Source organism: Shewanella sp. 4_MG-2023, from assembly GCF_030548015.1.
Lineage (GTDB): Bacteria > Pseudomonadota > Gammaproteobacteria > Enterobacterales > Shewanellaceae > Shewanella.
Genome location: NZ_JAUORL010000038.1, coordinates 1 through 21,152, shown reverse-complemented (window position 1 = coordinate 21,152; position 21,152 = coordinate 1). Strand labels below are relative to the sequence as shown.

The following is a 21,152-nucleotide window of genomic DNA, read 5'->3' as shown; positions in this document are numbered from 1 at the left end:
CAGCTTCCATTTATGGCAATAAACAGCTCCCCAAGCACATATTTTTACAAATTTATGTAAGCGCTATCACAAAAAATATTTTTATCTAACTATTTTAAAAAAGCAATAGAAACACAATTTACCAGATTAATAACAATAACTTACTGGAAACTCCTAACATTTTCACAAAAAAACACGGTTAATGAGTTGTAATCTTTATGCTAAATAATGTTGACGCTGTTAACAAATTAATCTAGTTTTATGTAAGCGCTTACATAGTGTTTTACACAAAGCCTTAACCAAGCGCTAACAAAATGATGAATAAAGAACGTTACGAATTAATCGTAACCCGAATAAAAAATCAGAGAGTAGTAGCCTGAATTCGAAGTCGAGGGGAGACTTAGATGAAACCTAGAACATTTAGAAAAACCAGAATTGCCACTAGCTTGTCGGTAGTACTGAGCGCAAGTACCATGATGCCAGCATTTGCAGCAGATGAAGTTGTTGCCGATGAAAACATCGAAGTACTTAAGGTCACTGGTATCCGTGGTAGCTTAATTAAATCGATGGATTTAAAACGCAGCTCTAACGGTGTTGTTGATGCAATTAACGCAGAAGATATTGGTAAGTTCCCGGACAGTAACTTAGCAGAGTCTTTACAACGTATTACTGGTGTATCAATTGACAGACAAAACGGTGAAGGTAGCCGTGTTTCTGTGCGTGGTTTTGGCGCCGACCAAAACTTAGTGATGCTCAATGGCCGTCAAATGCCTGTGACAACCGGTTCTCGTTCATTTGATTTTGCCAACATTGCCTCAGAAGCCATTAGCGCTGTTGAAGTTGAAAAAACTAGCCAAGCTAAAAACTCAACTGGTGGTATTGGCGCAACAATCAATGTTCTAACTCATCGCCCTTTAAGTTCTCCTGGTTTAAAAGCCAGTTTCGGCGTGAAAGCCGTAGATGATACTTCTACCGATGAAGGCTCTATCACGCCTGAACTTTCTGGTATTTACTCAAATACCTTTGCTGATGGCAAATTTGGTATTTCAATTTCAGCCAGTTATCAAGAACGTGAAAGTGGTAACCAGCAAGCCCAAGTGGGTACCGGCTGGCGCAGTTTCCCTGGTATTGTTGACCAAGATTGGGGTGGCAGTAATGCTGAGTGGGGCGGCGTACCAAAAGATGATAATCAAATAAACCGACCTGGTGAAGGCGATGTTTACTCGGTACCACAAACAACTGTGTACCGTTTTGAAGAGCAACAACGCGCTCGTACCAACGGTCAGTTAGTATTGCAGTACGAACCAATCGATTCTCTTCGTGCTACGTTAGATTACACTTACATGCAAAACGATATCGATACTCAATCACATGATGTTTCGGCATGGTTTAACTTTGTTCCAACGCAAGAAAGTACTTGGTCTGATGGGCCAGTATCTTCACCACTGGTTTATTCTGAAATCTATCCTGATGGCGGCGCTGATTTATCTATGGCGGCGGGCGATTATGGCACCCGTGATGAAAGTGGTTCAATTGGCTTTAACTTAGAGTGGGATGCAACTGATAACTTATTCTTATCACTTGATTACCATAGCTCTGAAGCTGAGCGTTCACCGAACAATAAAAACGGTAGTAGTAGTAACTTAAGTACAGCAGCATTTATTCGTACTAGTGCGGCAACTGACTTTACTGGTGATGTGCCTGTGCTTGCTGTTGGTGGTGGTAATCAAGTTCGCCCAGAAGACATGCGCGTAACTGGTTCGGTATTTGGTAATGCTCGTAACAAGTCTGAAATCGAGCAACTACAAATTAATGGTACTTACATCTTTGAAGAAGCCGGTAGCATTGACTTTGGTATTGCAGCAACTGACGTAAACAACCATTCGCAATCCGTAAACGTACAACGTAATGACTGGGGTGGCGTTGGCGCTGAAGGTGACTTTGACCCAGCTTGGTTCCCAGCAGGCAGCGTGCAAGATAAATTTGACGGTTCACAAGGTGACTTCTCAGATTATCAAGGTTCAGCATCTATTGACCCACAAGATGTGATTTTCTTATGGGACTTTGAAGCAGTTCGTGCCCGCGCTGCTGAATTATATGGTTCTACTGCTGTTGGTGATTGTGGTAATGGTTTCTGCCCATCAACAGATTACGCCAGCGATACCGACCGCTTTACTCAAGAAGAGTCTCAATCAGCTTATATCCAATATAACTACGAAGGCGATATCGGTGACATGCCATTTGATGTGCACGTGGGTGTACGTTATGAGCAAACAGATGTTGAATCAAAATCTGCTGTTTCATCATATGATGAAGCAACTTGGATAGCAGAAACTGAAATTGCTTTACAAAGTACTGCTGCAGATAGCCGCGTATTCCAAACCCAAACGGGTGAATATGATTACTTCTTACCCAGCTTTAACTTCAATATTGAAGTGGTAGAAGATGTCATGTTACGTGCGGCGTACAGTGAAACAATTGGTCGCCCTGATTATACCTCGATTCAAGGTGGTACCACAGTTGGTACACTTGCAAACCGTGGCGGTGGTAGCGGCTCTACAGGTAACCCAAGCTTATTACCGTTAGAGTCTGAAAATATCGATTTTTCTGCAGAATGGTACTACGACAATGCCAGTTATGTCTCGGTTGGTTACTTCAGAAAAGATGTGACTAACTTCATCGATAACAACGCGATTAACTCTGATATTTACAATATTCCTGATCCATCAAATGGGGTATACGTTCAAGAAGCGATTGCTGCAGGGGCAACAACAGCAATTGAACAACGTCAATGGATTTATGACAACTATGGCGCAACAGATCCAAACGTTACGATAAATCCTGATAACGGCAATATTGAAATCACCGGTAACCCTGGTGACCCAAGTGTGAACTTCGTTCTGACATCACCAACTAACAGCAGTGAAAGCTCTGTAATTGATGGTTGGGAATTTGCAGTACAGCACTTCTTTGGTGAGTCAGGCTTTGGTTTACAAGCTAACTACACCTTAGTTAATGCCGGTGATGATTATGATAATACTAACTTAGGTCGCCCTGACAGTGTCTCTCGTGCAGCTGATGCGCCACAAAACGTATTAACGAATATCAGTGATACTGCCAACATTGTTGCTATGTATGAAGACTATGGTTTCTCAGCACGTTTAGCGTGGAACTGGCGTGATGAGTTCTTAAACTCTACCGGCAATGATACTGGTGCTAACCCCACTTATACTGAAGAATACTCACAACTTGATTTTAATATCGGTTATGACATTGCGGCAGTAGAAGGCTTAACCGTGTTCTTCGAAGGTCTTAATATTACCAACGAAAACACCCGTACCCATGGTCGTTCGTACACAGAAGTACTTAACTACACCCAAACTGGGGCACGTTATAGCTTAGGTGCGCGTTACACATTCTAATGTGTATGTAAATCTATCAAAAAGTAAGGTCGTTTGAGGTGACCCCATGGTCACCTCTTTTTTTAAGCTACATCCATTAGCAACAAGGACGTTGCACTTTTTTATCAAACTACTGAATACAGATTTCACTAACTATCCCTTGTAAGTGACTGAAAATTATTCGATGCTGTTTAAGTTAACAACTAAGCCTTAAAGATATTAATAAAAACAATAGGCCCTTTTATGGAACAAGCGATAAATCATATAGTCATTGTCGGTGGCGGCACTGCAGGTTGGATTACAGCAGGTATTCTGGCTGCTGAACATAATGCTGATAATGGCAAACTATCGCCCTCTCCCAAGCTCAACATTACCCTGATAGAATCCCCTGATGTTGCCACGATTGGCGTTGGCGAAGGCACTTGGCCTTCAATGCGCACCACCTTAAAAAAAATCGGTATCAGTGAAACAGAATTTTTAATCAGTTGCGATGCCAGCTTCAAGCAAGGTTCACGGTTTATTAATTGGACCCATTCGCTGACTGAAAACCACAGCAATAACCCAAACAATAGTCCAAGCAATAGTCCAAGCAATAAAAGCAGCGATCATTATCTACACCCGTTTAGCCTGCCGATGGGCACTAACGAAATTGATTTATGCCCCTATTGGTTACCCCACCGTGACCAAGTCAGCTTTGCTGATGCTGTCGGTCAGCAAAACCAACTGAGTCAGCTATTTTTAGCGCCTAAGCAAATCACCACTGCTGAGTATCAATTTCAAAATAATTACGGTTACCATTTAAACGCCGGTAAATTTAGTCAACTGCTACAAAAGCATTGCACTGAAAAACTCGGCGTCAGCCATATACGCGATCACGTCACGGCTATTCATAAAAAAGACAACGGCGACATTGGCTATTTAGCCACTAAACACTCAGGTGAAATTGCAGCTGACTTATTTGTTGATTGCACTGGGGTGAAATCATTACTTTTGGGCGAGCAACTTGAAGTGCCATTCATTTGCCAAAAGGCAGTGTTATTTAATGACTCAGCCCTAGCGGTACAAGTCCCCTACCCTGAGCCTGAAACAGATATCGCTTCATGTACCCATTCAACCGCGCAAACTAATGGCTGGATTTGGGATATCGGCTTACCCACACGCCGCGGTGTTGGACATGTGTACTCGTCGAGTCATACAACGCAAGCTGAGGCGGAGCAACAACTGATCGATTATCTAAAACCGACCGCGGGGTTAGATGTTGATAATCTCAACATTAGAGCGCTTTCCATCGCCCCAGGTCATAGGCAGGTGTGCTGGAAAAACAACTGTATGGCTATTGGTATGGCTTCAGGCTTTATTGAGCCCTTAGAGGCATCGGCATTAGCCTTAGTTGAATGGAGCGCTAATACCCTTGCGCAGCAACTCCCTGCTAACCGTCAGGTGATGGATATTGTATCGGCTAGAGTGAATAAGCGTTTTCAGCAACATTGGCAACAAATTATCGAGTTTTTGAAATTGCATTATGTGCTGAGTAAACGCAGTGACAGTGACTATTGGCATGATCATCGTGAATCATCCACCATTCCTGATAGCTTGCAAGAGCAGTTACAACTATGGCAGACCCAGCCTCCAAGCCGTCATGACATTCAACATACTGATGTGCTGTTTCCGGCTGCGAGCTTTCAATTTGTGCTTTACGGAATGGGCTTTGAAACCCAGATGCCAAACCAATTAAAACCTTCTTTACAAAATAGAGCTCAGCAATTATTTGCCGACAATATCAAACGTACCCAAGGTTTAAAGCAAGTATTACCGAGTAATCGAGAATTACTTAATAAAATCCAACAATATGGGTTATCTCGTATTTAGCACCCAACCCATTGATAAATTATAACGACAACATAAACAGCAATGACTGTACTTGATTAGGATGTCAGCATGAACAAACCAGTATTACTCAATAGCGTCGACCACAAAGATTTGAAAATCATCACTGAGCGCTCAGCAAAGTACGGTGATAATTTATGGTACACGGTAACTTTCCCGTTAGAATTTCGCAGTGTGCAGGCTAATTATCCGATCTTTTTTCAAAAAGACAGCCAAACGGGTCAATTCTATTCGGTGGCGTTATTTGGCTTCCAACACAAAGAAAACCTGTTCTTACAAGATGGTAAATGGAATGCATCATATATCCCACTAACCGTGCGTCGTCAGCCATTTCTAATTGGTCAACAAAAAGTGACTGAAGATGGCGTTGAGCAGGTGCAACGAGTGATCCACCTCGAGCCTAACCACCCTCGGATCAATGAAACTGAAGGCGAAGCCTTATTTTTCCCTTATGGTGGTAATACCCCCTATTTAGATGAAGTAGGCGATATGCTTGAGGCGATTCACCATGGTTTAAGTGACAGTAAACAGTTCATCGATACCTTAATCAAATTAGAATTACTGGAGTCTTTCACCCTAGATGTGCAATTAGATAATGGTGAAAAACATCAAATGATTGGTTTTTATACCATTAATGAAGACACCTTAGCGGGGTTATCAGCAGAAGTGCTTGGCGAGTTGCATCAACATGGCTATCTCAATGCCATCTATATGGCGCTGGCATCACAATCTAATATCAGACAATTACTTAATTTCAAAAATGCCCAAAACAGCTAAATCTCATTAAATTGGATTTACAACAAAAATTAAGTTCTTGATAGGATGTAAGGTAATGAGCATGGCACTAAATCAGACAGCAAAGCAGACGGTAAAAGTCATAGATGATTGTCCATTAGAAGATATTCAAGCTGTGATTGAGGCAATGAATATTGAAAACACCGTTCAGCCCGTTATCTTTAAAGGTGCTTGCCGCCATTGGCCGCTGGTTCAGGCAGGTTTAGATTCTGCTAAATCAGCCGCTGACTACCTGTTGTCTTTTTATCAAGAAACGCCGGTTACTGCCTATTATGTTGCGCCTGAACATAAAGGCAGAGTTTTTTATAATGAGCAGGTCAATGGCTTTAATTACCAAGCCAGCCAGCTCAACTTAAGACAAGTGATTGATAAGTTATTTGCCCACCAAGATGATCAATTGCCGCCAAGTATTTATATGGGCTCCACCGAGATAAACCATTTTTTGCCCGGACTTGCGGCTGAAAATAGCGTTAATATCGACCCCATAAAACCACTCACCAGTGTCTGGCTTGGTAATCAATCTCGCATCGCTGCCCACTTTGATTTTCCACAAAACCTCGCTTGTAATGTTGCCGGAAAACGCACCTTTACTCTTTTCCCACCTGAACAGGTGGCCAATTTATATATTGGCCCGATGGAGTTTGCCCCCGGCGGACAAGAAATTAGCATGGTGGACTTCGATAATCCTGACTTTGAGCGTTTCCCTAAATTTACCCACGCATTAGCGGCCTCACAAACCGCTGAATTAGAAGCTGGTGACGTACTCTATGTTCCAAGTATGTGGTGGCACCATGTGGCGGGTAATCAAGCCTTTAATGTGCTTATTACCCACTGGTGGCGTGACAGTCCAGGTTATTTAGGTAGACCCAATAATGCCCTAGCCTTGGCGATGCTGAGTTTACGCTCATTACCAAAAGCGCAGCGCCAAGCATGGAAAGCCATGTTTGAGCATTATGTTTTTGACCATGATGACGACGATGTAGCGCACATCCCTAAAGAGGCTCAAGGGATGCAAACCAAACCGCTAGATGAGCTCAATGCACGTAAATTAAGAGCTGATTTAATCAATAAATTAAAACGCTAACCGCTTTTGCCAAGCAACTTATTTTAGCAAATACGTCTTTAATATCATGATATTACAAGCAAATACAGTTTAAGGAATGCCAATGAACATACCAAATAAACCCATTAAAAAGGTCGTCATCGCCGGTGGCGGCACCGCAGGTTGGATGACAGCTGCGGCATTAACTAAGTTATTAGGTAAAAACCTTGAAGTAGTATTAGTTGAGTCTGATGAAATCGGTACTGTGGGTGTCGGTGAAGCAACCATCCCAACACTGCATATTTTTCATCGCTTATTAGGCATTAAAGAACAAGATGTCATGGCGGCCACCAATGCTACCTTTAAACTGGGCATTTCTTTTGAAAACTGGCATGACGTCGGCAAAGATTATATTCACTCATTTGGTTTTTTAGGCAAAGATTGCTGGGCTTGTGGCTTTCAACATTTTTGGCTTAAGGGTCAGCAACGTGGGCTAGTCAGTGAAATTGGTGATTATTGCACCGAACATTTGGCCGCCCGCGAAGGTCGATTTGCCGTGTTACCTAATCAAGATTACAACCATGCCTATCATATGGATGCCAGCTTATACGCCAAGTTCTTGCGGGTTATTGCAGAGCAGCACGGTATTAAGCGTATTGAAGGCAAAATATCAGCGGTACAGCAGCACCATGATAATGGCCATATCAGCGCGTTAACACTGATGTCAGGTGAAGTGATTGAAGGTGACTTATTTATTGATTGTACCGGCTTTAAGGCCTTATTAATCGAGCAAACCCTTAATGCAGGTTTTGATGACTGGAGCCATTGGTTACCTTGTGATAGCGCCATTGCGGTGCAAACAAAAACCACCAGCAAGCCCATTCCCTATACTCGTTCAATTGCCCGAGAATCCGGCTGGCAGTGGCGCATCCCGCTACAAAGCCGCACTGGCAACGGTATTGTGTTTTGCAGTAAATACATCAGTGATGATGAAGCTAAAGCCACCTTAATGGAAAACATTGAAGGTGAACCATTAACTGAACCACGAGTGATAAAGTTCCGCACCGGTAGTCGCCGTAAAACCTGGGATAAAAACTGTGTCGCTATTGGTCTTTCTTCTGGCTTTTTAGAGCCTCTAGAGTCCACCAGCATTCATTTAATTCAGCGCGGTATTGTACGTTTACTGCAAATGTTCCCTTCACAAGGCATTGTTGAAGAAGATATCAATGAGTTTAACCAACAGACTCGCACAGAAACCGAGAATATTCGTGACTTCATTATCTTGCATTATAAAGTCACTGACAGAGTCGATACACGTTTTTGGCGTCATTGTAAGAGCATGGACGTACCTGCCTCATTGCAACATCGTATCGATATGTTTGATGCTTCAGGTAAAGTCTACAAACACGGTAATGAGTTATTTGGTGAAAGCTCTTGGATACAAGTAATGATGGGCCAAGGTCTAGCGCCGAAACAATATCACCCGATTGTGGATATGATGGAAGATGCAGAACTTGAAAGCTTCTTAGGCAATATCAAAGCAAAAGTGAAACACAAAGTGGCTAATTTGCCTGATCATTATGAGTTTGTGCAGCATTACTGCAAATCAAAAATGCTTTAACTCATTCTAATCGCTTGATAGGTATAGATAACGGATCCGCATATTATGGTCGATGTAACATCAGCAGCACCTAAGTCAGATAAACATATGCCAGATAAACATAAGCCGGCTGGCAGCAATAACTTAAATGCTATGGTGCTGGTCAAAAAGCCCATCAAGCCACAAGTGGTTTATATCGGTGAGTTAAAAACACCGGTGATTGTGATTGATGACTTTACTGCTGATGTATCTGAGCTTCAGGCCTGTGCCAGTCAAATCGATTTCAATCTCGATATGGGGTCTTACTACCCTGGTGTGCGGGCAAAATTACCTAAAGACTATGTTATTGAAGTGCTTAATCATATATTCCAGCTAATTTATGATGTGTACAAGGTGCCAACCAATTTACGAATTAAGCCTCAAGCGACCTATTTTTCGTTAATTAACCGTCAGCCAGAAAGCTTAACCACCTTGCAGCGGATCCCCCACTTTGATACCCCTGCGCCCTACTATTTTGCCATTTTACAATATTTGAACGACCAGCCCCACGGCGCCACGGCGTTTTTTAAACATAAACCCAGTGGTTTTGAACGTATTACTCAACAAAACATGCAGCAATATTTTAATGCTGCCGAGCCCTATTTACAGCAAATAGCCCCTAAACCTGCCAAGTATTTTGTTGAAAGTAACGCCTATTATCAGCAACATCATCAAATTGAATACAAGCAACACCGTTTGGTGATTTACCCCGGTAACCTATTACACTCGACCTTGGTAAACCTTGATACTGACATTGACAGTAATCCTGATACTGGTCGGCTAACCGCCAATATTTTTATCAATATTGAATAATATCTACAGTAATTATCCGCCAAGTCAGTGATTGAACAAGCCGTATGCCTTAATACCTAACAAACTAACATTGTACAAACGAGTACATGACTAAAACATTAATAGCAAAAGCCAATCCAGCAAGGAGCCTGTGATGACACCGAAAACACCAACAGCTATGAAAGGGCTTACAAAAAAGGTTCAGCTAGCGTTAACACTTACTGCGGCTGCAACAAGCCTTATCAGTGTTTCAACAAATGTTGTTGCATCTTCGGTGAATGCCTCATCACAGTCTCAAGCTTCATCACAAACTCATGCCTTATCGGTTTTATCAATAAGTGAACAACAACGCTTACAACATCGTTTGTCCAATGTAGAAGCTGAAATTGAGCGCCTTTTACCGCAGCTTACTTTAGAAGAAAAAGTTTCACTGGTGCACGCTGGCGGTAAATTTCATATCCCTGCTATTGAGCGATTAAATATTCATGAAATGTGGATGTCAGATGGCCCCCATGGTGTCCGTTATGAAATCGACCGAAACTCATGGGCGCCTGCTGGCTGGACCAATGACTACTCCACTTACTTGCCGCCATTAACCGCTGTTGCAGCAAGTTGGGACCCGCACATGGCAAGCTTACACGGCAATGTTTTAGGCGCCGAAGCCCGTCATCGCAACAAAGATTTAATCCTCGGCCCTGGGGTTAATTTAGCCCGTTTACCTTTGTATGGGCGTAACTTTGAATACATGGGTGAAGACCCCTTTTTGGCAGCCGCACTAGTAGTGCCAACCGTTAAAGCCATTCAAGCCAATGATGTAGGCGCCACTGCCAAGCATTATGCCCTTAACACGCAAGAGTTAAACCGCACAGGCGTTAACGCCATACCCGATGAGCGTACCTTACGAGAAGTGTATTTACCGGCATTTGAAGCCGCAGTAAAGCTCGCTAATGTGCACGCGATTATGGGCGCTTATAATGAATTTCGTGGTACTAATGCTAATCAAAGTAAGCATCTCATTAAAACCATTTTAAAAGGTGAATGGGGCTACGAAGGCGTGCTTCTCACAGATTGGAATGTTGATATCAATACCTATGACGCCGCCATGAATGGCCTTGATATCGAAATGGGTACTGACGTAGCCAGTTACGATGAATACTTTTTAGCAAAGCCGCTATTAGAGATGATCAAAGCGGGCAAAGTGCCTGAGGCTGAATTAGACGATAAGGTTCGCCGTATTCTAAGAGTTCAGCTCAGTATCGGTATGATGGATAAACAACGTTTATCAGGCGAGCGCAATACCCAGGCCCATCGTGATGATGCAAAAACCATTGCCACCAACGGTGTTGTCCTATTAAAGAATGATAATCGCGTATTGCCACTGGATAGCAACAAGGTAACAAACATTCTGGTTTTAGGCCCTAATGCCGATAAGCGTCATGGTTTCGGTGGCGGCTCATCAGAAGTCAAAGCCCTATATGAAATAAGCCCACTTGATGGTCTTAAAGCTAAGTTTGAGCAAGCAGGAAGCAAGGTAAAGATTGAACATATGCGCCCTGCCAGTAGTCAATTTATGCCCATTCCCAATGATTACCTCACCACACGACATTGGACTGGCACGCCGTCATGGCAGATTAATTACTTTACCGATACCAAGATGGAGCAATTAAGCAGTGAATCATGGATTGCAGACCCACAGTTTGATTCCAAGGGCAAAGCGCAAATCATCGAAATCAAAGCTAACATTAAGCCAATGGAAACGGGCAACCATACCTTAAAGATTAAAGGTAGCGGCACAGTATCGTTAACCATTAATGATAACCGCTTAGTCAGCAGTACTCAGGTCACTGATGCAAAAGTGTTAAGCCAAGATATCAAGCTAACCGCAGATGAAACCTATGCATTTAGCCTAACTTATCAAGGTGATGAAACCGTCACTTTAGGCTGGGAAACACCTAACAACTTATATAACACAGAAAAAGAATATCTCGCCGCAGCGAAAAACGCTGATGCAGTAGTTTATTTTGGTGGTTTGAGCCATGCTGATGATCGTGAATCTATTGATCGCCCTGATATGAAGTTGCCAGGTCAACAAGATGAAATTATCGCTAAGCTATTAACAGCTAACCCAAATACCGTGGTATTTATGATTGGAGGCTCAGCGGTAGAAATGCCATGGGCAGATGATGCCAATGCTGTGTTATGGGGCTGGTATGGCGGTATGGAAGCTGGACATGCTTACGCTGACATCCTATTTGGTGATGAAAACCCCAGCGGAAAGATGCCGATAACATTACCGAAAAAACTCGCTGATACCGCGCCAATTGCCCTAAATGATTATAACGAAAAGGAATCACGTTATAGCGAAGGTGTATTTATTGGTTATCGCTGGTTCGAGCAACAAAATATCACCCCACAATTTCCTTTTGGCCACGGTCTATCCTATAGCGATTTCACCTACTCAGACATTCAACTTTCAACTGATAATATCAAAGCTGATGACACGATTACTGTTACTGCAACAATAACCAATAGCAGTAACATCGCTGGCGCTGAAGTGACTCAGTTATATTTGCATGATCTTAACGCCAGTGTCCCGCGACCTGCCAAAGAGTTAAAAGGCTTTAATAAAGTGTGGCTCAAAGCCGGTGAAAGCAAACAAGTGAGTTTCAACTTAACCACACGAGACTTATCTTTTTGGGATGTAAAATCCAATGATTGGCTCGCTGAAACCGGTGAATTTGAAGTGATGATTGGCGCGTCTGTCGCTGATATAAAGTTGCGTAAAAAGTTTACCTACACGCAGTAGCAAGCTGAATTAAATAACGACAACTGATAGATATAAAGGGTGAGCAAATAGTTATATATAGTAACTTAAAGAGTGTATATTGTGTATTAAGGCAGAGAAATCTGCCTTTTTCTTGCTCGATACACAGCATAGGACTATAGTGTATTATATGTTTAATATGTACACGGAAGGTTAGTTTGTCATCAGTAAAAGTTAGAGCAACGATTGTAGAGGACAATACGGGCATCAAAAGCCAACTGCCTATCTTGCTAACTGAGCAAGGAGAGTTAAGTACGGTCACAGACTACCTACTCAAGCTAGAGGCAGACGGTGTGAGTAACTCCGTCATGAATGGGTTTATTCAAGCGGTGTCCTTGTTGCTGGATTATATGGAAGCAAATAGAGGATTGTTTGACGATCCGAAGTTGCTCTTTCAGACCTTTTCTAAGCGGTTGTATACAGGAACGATTGGTGAGGATGGACTTGACCCATCAGGTTTGTATTGGGTGCCAAGCTCAACCAGTAACGTGAATAAGCACATTCACCGATTGACGGCATTCACCGATTGGTTAGCAAAAAAGCAAGGCACTGCGTCGATGAACCCTTTGCGCGATGCTACCCCTCATGAGCAACGATTGAATTACGCTGCATGGTATCGAAAAAACCAAAATGATTTCCTTGGTCATATTGAAGATAAGACCGTCAACAAAACCATCCGTAAAGCGCGAACTATTAAGGGACGCACACCGCTCACTAAAACCGAGGATGATGCTATCGCCTTTCCTGAAAAGCATTGGGAAGATTTTTATATGAACGGTATTGGTGGCGCAAGCGACCCACGAGTGGCACTCAGGGATAAGCTAATACTCCTTCTCATGCACGGTGGCGGGCTACGCGAAAGTGAAGCTTTAACGCTTTGGGTGACAGACGTGTTTGAAGACCCCTATAACCCAGATAGTGCTATCGTTCGAATTTACAACGAAATTGACGGTAAAGCGCCTAGTGACCCTGAAGTTCGTTCTAAAAATAAAAATAGAGAGACGTACTTAAAAGAAAAGTATGCGCGTATCCCTCGCCAGCGCATGAAAGGCACAGCACATCTTGGTTGGAAAAACCGTGTGGTTGACCATAAAGACAATTACATACAGGTTCAGTGGTTCCCAACCGACTACGGCAAAGTGTTTATGTCACTTTGGAAAAACTATCAAAAGTACCGCGCCAGCATCGACTGTCACCACCCTTATGCGTTTATTTCTTTTCATCACAGCGCCTTCGGCAACCCTTACACCATCAACGCTTTCCATGATAACTACGCCAACGGCTTGAAACGCATTGGTTTGGAGCAAAGCAAGGTTGAAGGTAAAGACCCTCACGGGCATCGCCATAATTACGGTAGACGATTAGAACGCTCAGGGTTGAACCCGTTGGTGATTCGACGCTGTATGCACCATAAGTCCCTCGATTCACAAATCCCCTACACAGGCAAAGGTCAGCAGGAAATCTCTGATGAACTGACCCAAGCGACACTGCAACTGGCAAACCCTGAATCCAAAGTCAAAGCGCTCGACTGGAAAGCACTGGTTGAGCATGGCTTTGATGACATCGACCCACAGGGGTACTTCACAGGAAAACATCCAAAATTGAGAGGTAAGTAATGGCGACAAAAGGCAAAAAATATGACGGGCGCACATCGGATTCAACCTTCTCTTGGATGCTCACTACGCTCGGTGCAGAATGGCAACAATGGCAGGAGTTGGCAGCGGAGTGGATGAAGACACAAACCACTACTATTGGCCCTAAACTATGGTCGCTGACACGCTTTTTTGAGTCTTATATTGCTAAATGTGCACCTTATGCAATTAGTAATCTAGATTTATTTTTCAATGGTTATGAAGGACATTTATGTTCTAGTGAAGAGCTGGAGAGACTGGGTAAAAATACGCTCAATGACCCAAAGAAAATCCAAGCGAGTGTAAATATTCCTGCTGACTTCATCGATTTTGTTATTGAACATCATTGTTCTGTCGAGGATGATAATGGCAACCTAGTACCTGCGTTTCAAAACCCACTCAGTAAAATTAAAAGACAAGTTTTACATAGTGAAACCGTCCGTAATCCTTTGCCGTATCGCTACATTCAAAACCTGCGCCAAATCATCTGTCCGTTGCCTGATAAAACTGAACTGACCGTCATTGAGCAAAACCTCAAGGACGATGAGTCTCTGCTTCCTGCCTATCACTATCGCCACTTCAAGCACTGGACATGGGCGCAGCAGCAAACAGGACAAGGAACTTCTGGCGGTGACTGGTTTGAAGTCGAGCCAGATCTGATTGATGCGTCCGACCCTGATTGTGTGTGGCGCACCAAAGAGGTGACTCGCCATATTAAAGGAGAGGGGAATAAGAAAATCACCGTCCATCAAATCTGGTCGCCTGTCAAAGCGATGGTGATTTTCATGAAACTCCACCTGCCGCTTCGTACCTATCAGGTGCGGATACTCGATAGTGGCGAAGCCGATACGTGGCGTTATGAAAACGGTCAATGGGTAGTGAACACCCAACATGACTTCGCACTTGGCAGCGAAAAGCGCCCGTTCGGAAAAGGCATCTTCCGCCGTATTCACGACACCATGACTGGGCTGTATTCTACAGGCTTGTATATCAACACCAATAAGACTGCGGATCAAAACAAAGATGAGCTAGAGCGTGGTTATATCATCCCTTGGCAAAACGAGGAAGTGTTGTATTGGCTGGAAAAACTGCGTAACTGGCAAGAAAAATACAACCCGATTACAAAACCTACCGATTGCACCACACTGCTGAGAAAACACACGGGTAATAAAAAGTCGAACAAACAGCTAGAAAGCATGGCCGAGATTGCCTTTCTGTTTCGTGATGCATCAGCCAAAGGCAAAGATAAATATAAACCAATATCAGACGCACCTGTAGCGCCTTTCTGGTATCAACTCCTATTGACGCTAGAAAACCAACTCGCAGAGCAAGGCAACACCCTTGATAATGGTGAGCGCTTAAAACTGATTATGGATTACCCTGAAGGCACTAATGAGAGTGATAAATATTCCACACTCTTTCCTTTACACAGCTTACGAGTCTCACTCATCACGGCGTATACAATGGATACGCAACTACCATTGCCTGTCATTTCTAAGCTATTGGCGGGGCATACACGCCTGTTGATGACTATCTACTACAACAAAATTACCCCGTCCGTGATGGCAGAGAAAATGGATGAAGCGCATGGTGAGTTGGATGCGAAATCCAAACAATCAGTGCGCAACTTCCTTAAAGATGCTTCGATGGAGCAAATCCAATGCAAGATGGTGTATCGCAGTGATGATAGCATTCAAGCGGCACTGGTTAATCGCAATCCGATAGGCTGGGAAGAACGCTCGTGTGGGATGTGTCTGGTTGGAGGCAACACCGTGAAATCGGATGAAGTCAGTACCATTGGCGGGTGCTGGAACGGTGGAGAGTTGGTTCGAGGTGCAAAAGTCGCTTTCAACCGTGTTTACGGCAGCGTACCCCACGGCGCTGAAAACTGTATTCGCTGTCGCTGGTTCATTACCGAGGCACGATACCTGCCTGCGCTTAATGCCCACTTCAACCAACTGAGCTACAAAGCGCATCAGGCCGCGAACTTATCCGTGGAAATTGAGGGGGAACTGGAAGCCCTAAAAGACGAACAATTCTTCTGTGAAGAGCAAGGCAAGCCGTTTATCAAGCACGATGAACTGCAAGCCCTACAACGCCGCTATGAAAAACAACAAGTCGAAGCGGATGAATATGCCAAAGACTGGATAGCCTGCTTTGAATTAATTAACAAAATCATTCGTGTCGAAGAAGCCAGGAATGAGGATGACGCCAAAGATAAGCTGATTGCGGTTGGCTCTGAGCAAGATGTCAGCCATGCCTTGAAGTTTATCGAAACCGACTCAGAGTTACTGCACCTATCTTTGCTTTGTGATGACGCGGAGTTCTACCCTGATTTGCAGGACGAATTGCGTAAAACCCCTGCCATAGAAAAGCGCTCACGCAAGCTCAGTCGTGTACTGATGAAAAAAGGCTTCGAGCCGATTTTCATGGAAATGGACGACAAACAACAGCTCATCGCCGCCAATGCTATGCTGCGCCAAATGGCGAAAATTGCTGACCCTGACGACAAGCTCGAAGGTTACCGTAAGGTGGCGAGCTACATAGAAGCGGGTGAATACCTGACTGATAACAAGCTGTTCTCTGAGGGCATTCATGCTCTGACTGATAAAGCCATTAATCTAGATGGCATCGCACTACCGAACTTATTGGAGGACTAATGGAACTCGATATTGATGTTATTCTGGCTGACTTAAAAGAAGGTAAAGTGCCTCGCACGCAACAAAACCTCGATAAGCTCAACGACACGCTGAAAGCCTATGCAGAATCAGGTCAGCGTGACTTCTCCATTACGCAAATTGGGCGGGTGTCTGTCGAAAATGGCGGGGTGGCGTATGAGGCGTTGCGTGCTACCCGTAACAAGCACTACCGAACACTCATCGAAGCATGGGCGGCAAAGTACAATACCAATACCAAAAAACCGTTATCCAACACCTCACGGTCTAAATCCATCCCTGCGGATAATAAACTACTAGAGCGCATCCCAGACCCTGCGGTACGCGCCTTGTTTGGTCAAATTATTGCGGAGCGTAACCGTTACCGCAAAGAGGTTAATTTGCTCAAGCAACACGCCAATATTACCATCGACAAACGCCCTGTGCGCCAGTTTGACACCACCGCAGAGCCAAGTGTTGAAGTGCTGCCATCCCTATCAGGCGTACTCACCGAATCAGAGAAAAAAGCCTTAGCGTATGCCATTTCGGATGAATGTATGGAAAAGAACAATTGGCAAACTACTCAGGCGGGTCAGGTAAAAGACATGGAACTCAACAGTGAAGTATTCCCTAGAGGCTTTGTCACAGGGCTTCGAAAGCTACTGGGTGAGGTAGATGACTAATGGCAAGTGGGCAGCAGAAAGCGCAACAAAACCTTGAGGCATTTGAGGTCTGGAAAGCCACACAGATGGACGATGACTTTAAACAAATCGTGTTCAGAGGTCAGCTTAATCGAATCGAAGTAGCAAAAGGAATTGGTTGTGGCAAATCGGCGTTAAACCAAAATCCTGCCCTCAAGAAAGCACTCAAAGCCTTAGAAGATGAGTTGCGCGGTAAAGGTGTCCTGCCACCGTTGACCGACGCTGCCAAGAAGAATGAGGGCAAACCTCAAGCCTATGACAACACAGCAAATCGAAAGCTTCTCGATTCAAAGCGGGTGTCGTCATTAGAAGCTGAGAACATTGAATTGAAAGCCAAGGTCAAGGAGCTTGAAAAGCGACTTGAGCGCTTTGGTGAGCTATCTGAAACTTTATCCGAAATGGGGTTGATGCCACGATGAATACCGCTTTGCATGAAGACCAAATGCGTGTAACCAGTATCCCTTATCGCTCGACCAAGATGGTGATATTCAGCGGTGTACCGCTGGCGAAAGACTCTTACAAAACCAATAGTGGGAAGTATTACGTCACCATCAAAGCCGACCCAGATAGCATCCCTGTGCTTCCAACGCTGGGTCAGCATTGGTCAGTCAGAGGTGCTCGACAGATAGAAAATATGGAGATGGGTGATTATGTAATGCAGCAGCACACGTATGAATCACCCAAGCATATTGAATGCACTTCACCCGAAACAGGTGAGCAACTGATACGATTTATCGCCAGAGAAAGTGACTTCAAGGGTATTGGCGAAAGCAAAGCTAGAGCGCTCTGGCAGCTCTTGGGTAAAGACTTCCATGCCACACTGAGAAATGACACCCCAGAGTCCAGAAAGCGTCTGACATCGATTTTGAGTGAAGATTCAGTGGAAGCGCTCTTTAAGGGGTACGCCAAATATAAAAATCTGGCTCATTGCAACTGGATGAGCGAGTACAACATCCCTGCCAGTGTGCAGCAACGACTACTCAAGCATCACGGTGAAGCCTCCATCGATGTTATCAAGGATAATCCTTATGCTTTAATGGGCTTTGGTCTTTCGTTCAGTGCCATTGAAGACATTATCAAGTTAACGGATTTTAAGAGCGATGTTGCGAAGGATGACCCAAGAAGGCTCAGCGCTGCTCTGGAAATGGCGATTCGCAAGGAGATTGAAAAAGGTCACACCTATACCACTCATGCCAATGTGCGCCCTGACCTCAACAAACTATTGAAAGACAAAATACTTGTTACTCAGGCGTTCCAATCAGGTCATGATAAAGCTCAGTATATTTTAAATCCCGACACAGGAGCCTACCATCCAACGGCGCAACTTCTGATGGAAAGTGTCGTTGCCAAGCGGCTAAATACACTGATTAAGCGAAATGACTTGTTTGATGAAAACGCCAATGCTGCGTATTGCTCTGCGGTTGCGGAGCTTCCCTACGAATTAACCCCTAAACAAATCGAAGCCGTCACAACGTGTCTGGATAATTCGGTAAGCTGTATTACGGGCGGAGCAGGAACAGGCAAGACAACGGTACTCAGAACGGCTCTCAGGGCTTACCATCAACTTGGATTTGAAATACACGCCGTTGCGCTCAGCGGTCGTGCTGCAATGAGACTTCATGAGTCCATCGGTTTTGTTACCTCAACTATTGCCAAATTGCTGCGTGAAGACCCTATTGAACCCAGTGTCGATAAACCAAATCACCTACTGGTGATTGATGAGGCAAGCATGATTGACTTGCCAACCATGTATCGTCTTGTGAATCACATTCACCCCTCTGTACGATTGATATTCACTGGCGACCCCGACCAACTTCCACCAATCGGTTGTGGCAAGGTGTTGGCAGACATCGTTGAAGCAAAAACGGTGGCGAATACGATGCTAGATATCGTTAAGAGACAGGAAGGTTCAACGGGTATCCCCGAATACTCAAAGCTCATTAATCAAGGTGTGACGCCTGAGCAATTAAGTACAGGTGCAATACACTTTCACGAAACCAGTAAAACAGACATTGCCAAAGTCTGTTGTGAGCTTTACCAACAGTGTCCTGAAAACAGTCGCGTCATGGCTCCAACCAAGGCACTCGTATCAGAAATCAATAAGCTCACCCAACAAGCCGTTAACCCAGATAGCACTAGCCTTGAGTTCGAAATCAATGGGGATAAGTTCTTTTTGCCCCTTCGCATGAATGATGCGGTGCTATTCACGCAGAACCATTACGACAAAGGTGTTCAGAACGGTTCGCTTGGCACACTAACTAACGCCAAACCTTCTGGGGATAGTTACGGTGAAGTGACGCTAGATACAGGTGAAAAGGTTGAGATAACACAATCCGTTCTCGACTGCATGGAGTTGGGTTACGCAATCACCCTACATAAAGCTCAAGGGTCACAGTTTCCACGCATCATCATCGCTCTGCAAAACGGAAGAATAGTAGATAGAGCATGGTTCTATACGGCAATCACGAGAGCTGAAAGTGAAATCCATATCGTTGGTAGTAGTGATGACATGAAGCAGATCACCGAGGCACCTAGTCACTCTCATAAGCGGAATAGTTACCTAAAAGAACTATTGAGTTAGCAATTTCAAACTCGTTTATGCCCCAAAGTTTGTTAGAAAGGGATTGAATCAAGTTTTAAGACTCAAAAGTCTGATTTACTTTTCCTCAAGTCGAAAGCACCATCCCAGCTCAAGCAAATAATGCAAAATAAGCAGCCAGTTTTGTGCAATTCATCAAGGCTAGCGTTCGAACTACGCGCTCACTGGACAAGGTGTTGTCGTAGCAGAAAAAGGCTAAGACCCCGTATTCATGTTACTTAGAAGGAGAAAGGCTAAGATGAAAATTGTTTATATCGATATGGACGATACGCTTTGTGATTACAAATCCGCATTTGAGCAGGCTAGGCGCTTGCGACCAGATATTGAATACCCACAAAGCCAGCCATCTTTCTTCATTAGCTTGTCACCACTACCTAATGCCATCGATGCGATGCAGTGCTTTTTGGCCGATGAGCGATACGACCCATATATACTGACTGCGCCGTCAGTCAAGAATCCACTTTGTTACACAGAGAAGCGATTGTGGGTAGAGGAGCATTTGGGTTTTGCTTATGCCGAACGGTTAATTATCTCGCCAATTAAAGGCCTGCTTGTTGGTGACTATTTGATTGATGATTACGTTGAAGGAAAAGGGCAAGAGAGCTTTCAAGGTGAGCTAATTCACTTCTCAGGAGAGCGATTTAAGGATTGGAATGCCGTGATGCGGTATTTTGCACTTTCGGAGGCTAGATAGGCGCTGGCTGACATATTTATGTCCAGGTACTCTTTAGTGTAACCACCCTAAGCAATTATTTGCCCCAAAGTATGTCAAGATAACTTAGACTCAATTTTAGTCATACTACAAAATGGCTACTGTAACTGTGACGATTCAAAGAGAAGAATTGATAATGAAGAATACTAAACTCAATACATTGCTCTCAAAATGTGACGCAACGGCTCCAATAACTGATGACTTAGCTGCATGGCTTGATTCTACTTCTGTTGGAAATGAGATTATTACTTATTGCGAAGAGGCGCCTCTGAGTTCTGAGGATGAGTATCGTACAGCTTTAAAGAAAATTGAAGGACTGTTTGATGCAATACCTAATACAGCTGAAGGTGCTGAGCTTGAAAAATGGATTTCATTAGTTGAATCATATGAAAATGAACACTTCCCAATGTAACTCACAGTTGCCCCGAAATGTGTTTGAAATGGATATCTCTCGAGGTTTAGTCATTTGTATTTACCCTCAATAATCTAATATCAC

The 21,152-nt window shown here is 43.9% G+C and carries 14 protein-coding genes; all 14 read left to right on the top strand.

Annotated features, from left to right (window positions below; translation table 11 throughout):
• Window positions 1-383 precede the first annotated feature (383 nt).
• The 14 genes from Q4546_RS16950 (at window position 384) to Q4546_RS16885 (ending at window position 21,068) form a co-directional block, all read left to right on the top strand.
• A complete protein-coding gene (locus Q4546_RS16950) occupies window positions 384-3,401 on the top strand; it encodes a TonB-dependent receptor (RefSeq protein ID WP_303446682.1) in 3,018 nt (1,005 codons plus the stop codon).
• A gap of 222 nt (window positions 3,402-3,623) precedes the next feature.
• On the top strand, window positions 3,624-5,249 hold the full coding sequence (locus tag Q4546_RS16945; RefSeq protein WP_102531446.1) for a tryptophan halogenase family protein: 1,626 nt from the start codon (window positions 3,624-3,626) through the stop codon (window positions 5,247-5,249).
• Between the two features lie 69 nt (window positions 5,250-5,318).
• Window positions 5,319-6,044, top strand: a complete 726-nt coding sequence (locus tag Q4546_RS16940; protein ID WP_303446681.1) for a SapC family protein — start codon at window positions 5,319-5,321, stop codon at window positions 6,042-6,044.
• Between the two features lie 55 nt (window positions 6,045-6,099).
• Window positions 6,100-7,146, top strand: coding sequence for a cupin-like domain-containing protein (locus Q4546_RS16935; protein ID WP_303446680.1), 1,047 nt, complete (start codon window positions 6,100-6,102; stop codon window positions 7,144-7,146).
• Window positions 7,147-7,228: 82 nt separating this feature from the next.
• Window positions 7,229-8,725: a tryptophan halogenase family protein gene (locus Q4546_RS16930; RefSeq protein WP_102439778.1), complete on the top strand. Its 1,497-nt coding sequence runs from the start codon at window positions 7,229-7,231 to the stop codon at window positions 8,723-8,725.
• Between the two features lie 45 nt (window positions 8,726-8,770).
• On the top strand, window positions 8,771-9,556 hold the full coding sequence (locus tag Q4546_RS16925; RefSeq protein WP_241900944.1) for a DUF6445 family protein: 786 nt from the start codon (window positions 8,771-8,773) through the stop codon (window positions 9,554-9,556).
• A gap of 133 nt (window positions 9,557-9,689) precedes the next feature.
• Window positions 9,690-12,341: a glycoside hydrolase family 3 C-terminal domain-containing protein gene (locus Q4546_RS16920; RefSeq protein WP_303446679.1), complete on the top strand. Its 2,652-nt coding sequence runs from the start codon at window positions 9,690-9,692 to the stop codon at window positions 12,339-12,341.
• Window positions 12,342-12,517: 176 nt separating this feature from the next.
• Window positions 12,518-13,975, top strand: a complete 1,458-nt coding sequence (gmtY, locus tag Q4546_RS16915) for a gamma-mobile-trio recombinase GmtY (protein ID WP_303446677.1) — start codon at window positions 12,518-12,520, stop codon at window positions 13,973-13,975.
• Window positions 13,975-16,650 carry an integrase family protein gene (locus Q4546_RS16910; RefSeq protein WP_303446675.1) on the top strand — a complete coding sequence of 892 codons (2,676 nt, stop codon included), beginning with the start codon at window positions 13,975-13,977 and terminating at the stop codon, window positions 16,648-16,650. The genes gmtY and Q4546_RS16910 overlap by 1 nt, the downstream gene beginning before the upstream one ends.
• A complete protein-coding gene (gene gmtX, locus Q4546_RS16905) occupies window positions 16,650-17,327 on the top strand; it encodes a gamma-mobile-trio protein GmtX (RefSeq protein WP_303446673.1) in 678 nt (225 codons plus the stop codon). Before Q4546_RS16910 ends, gmtX begins: the two co-directional genes overlap by 1 nt.
• Window positions 17,327-17,764, top strand: coding sequence for a VPA1267 family protein (locus Q4546_RS16900; RefSeq protein WP_303446672.1), 438 nt, complete (start codon window positions 17,327-17,329; stop codon window positions 17,762-17,764). Before gmtX ends, Q4546_RS16900 begins: the two co-directional genes overlap by 1 nt.
• On the top strand, window positions 17,761-19,926 hold the full coding sequence (locus tag Q4546_RS16895) for an AAA family ATPase (protein ID WP_303446671.1): 2,166 nt from the start codon (window positions 17,761-17,763) through the stop codon (window positions 19,924-19,926). Before Q4546_RS16900 ends, Q4546_RS16895 begins: the two co-directional genes overlap by 4 nt.
• 256 nt (window positions 19,927-20,182) lie before the next feature.
• The gene (locus Q4546_RS16890; RefSeq protein WP_303446670.1) at window positions 20,183-20,638 is read left to right on the top strand and encodes a hypothetical protein; all 456 of its coding nucleotides are present in this window, start codon (window positions 20,183-20,185) and stop codon (window positions 20,636-20,638) included.
• 154 nt (window positions 20,639-20,792) lie between these two features.
• Window positions 20,793-21,068: a transcriptional regulator gene (locus Q4546_RS16885; protein ID WP_303446669.1), complete on the top strand. Its 276-nt coding sequence runs from the start codon at window positions 20,793-20,795 to the stop codon at window positions 21,066-21,068.
• Window positions 21,069-21,152 lie beyond the last annotated feature (84 nt).

Coding starts and splice junctions, on each gene's coding strand:
- Q4546_RS16950 (WP_303446682.1), top strand. CDS start 384: ATGAAACCTAGAACATTTAGAAAAACCAGAATTGCCACTAGCTTGTCG.
- Q4546_RS16945 (WP_102531446.1), top strand. CDS start 3,624: ATGGAACAAGCGATAAATCATATAGTCATTGTCGGTGGCGGCACTGCA.
- Q4546_RS16940 (WP_303446681.1), top strand. CDS start 5,319: ATGAACAAACCAGTATTACTCAATAGCGTCGACCACAAAGATTTGAAA.
- Q4546_RS16935 (WP_303446680.1), top strand. CDS start 6,100: ATGAGCATGGCACTAAATCAGACAGCAAAGCAGACGGTAAAAGTCATA.
- Q4546_RS16930 (WP_102439778.1), top strand. CDS start 7,229: ATGAACATACCAAATAAACCCATTAAAAAGGTCGTCATCGCCGGTGGC.
- Q4546_RS16925 (WP_241900944.1), top strand. CDS start 8,771: ATGGTCGATGTAACATCAGCAGCACCTAAGTCAGATAAACATATGCCA.
- Q4546_RS16920 (WP_303446679.1), top strand. CDS start 9,690: ATGACACCGAAAACACCAACAGCTATGAAAGGGCTTACAAAAAAGGTT.
- Q4546_RS16910 (WP_303446675.1), top strand. CDS start 13,975: ATGGCGACAAAAGGCAAAAAATATGACGGGCGCACATCGGATTCAACC.
- gmtX (WP_303446673.1), top strand. CDS start 16,650: ATGGAACTCGATATTGATGTTATTCTGGCTGACTTAAAAGAAGGTAAA.
- Q4546_RS16900 (WP_303446672.1), top strand. CDS start 17,327: ATGGCAAGTGGGCAGCAGAAAGCGCAACAAAACCTTGAGGCATTTGAG.
- Q4546_RS16895 (WP_303446671.1), top strand. CDS start 17,761: ATGAATACCGCTTTGCATGAAGACCAAATGCGTGTAACCAGTATCCCT.
- Q4546_RS16890 (WP_303446670.1), top strand. CDS start 20,183: ATGAAAATTGTTTATATCGATATGGACGATACGCTTTGTGATTACAAA.
- Q4546_RS16885 (WP_303446669.1), top strand. CDS start 20,793: ATGAAGAATACTAAACTCAATACATTGCTCTCAAAATGTGACGCAACG.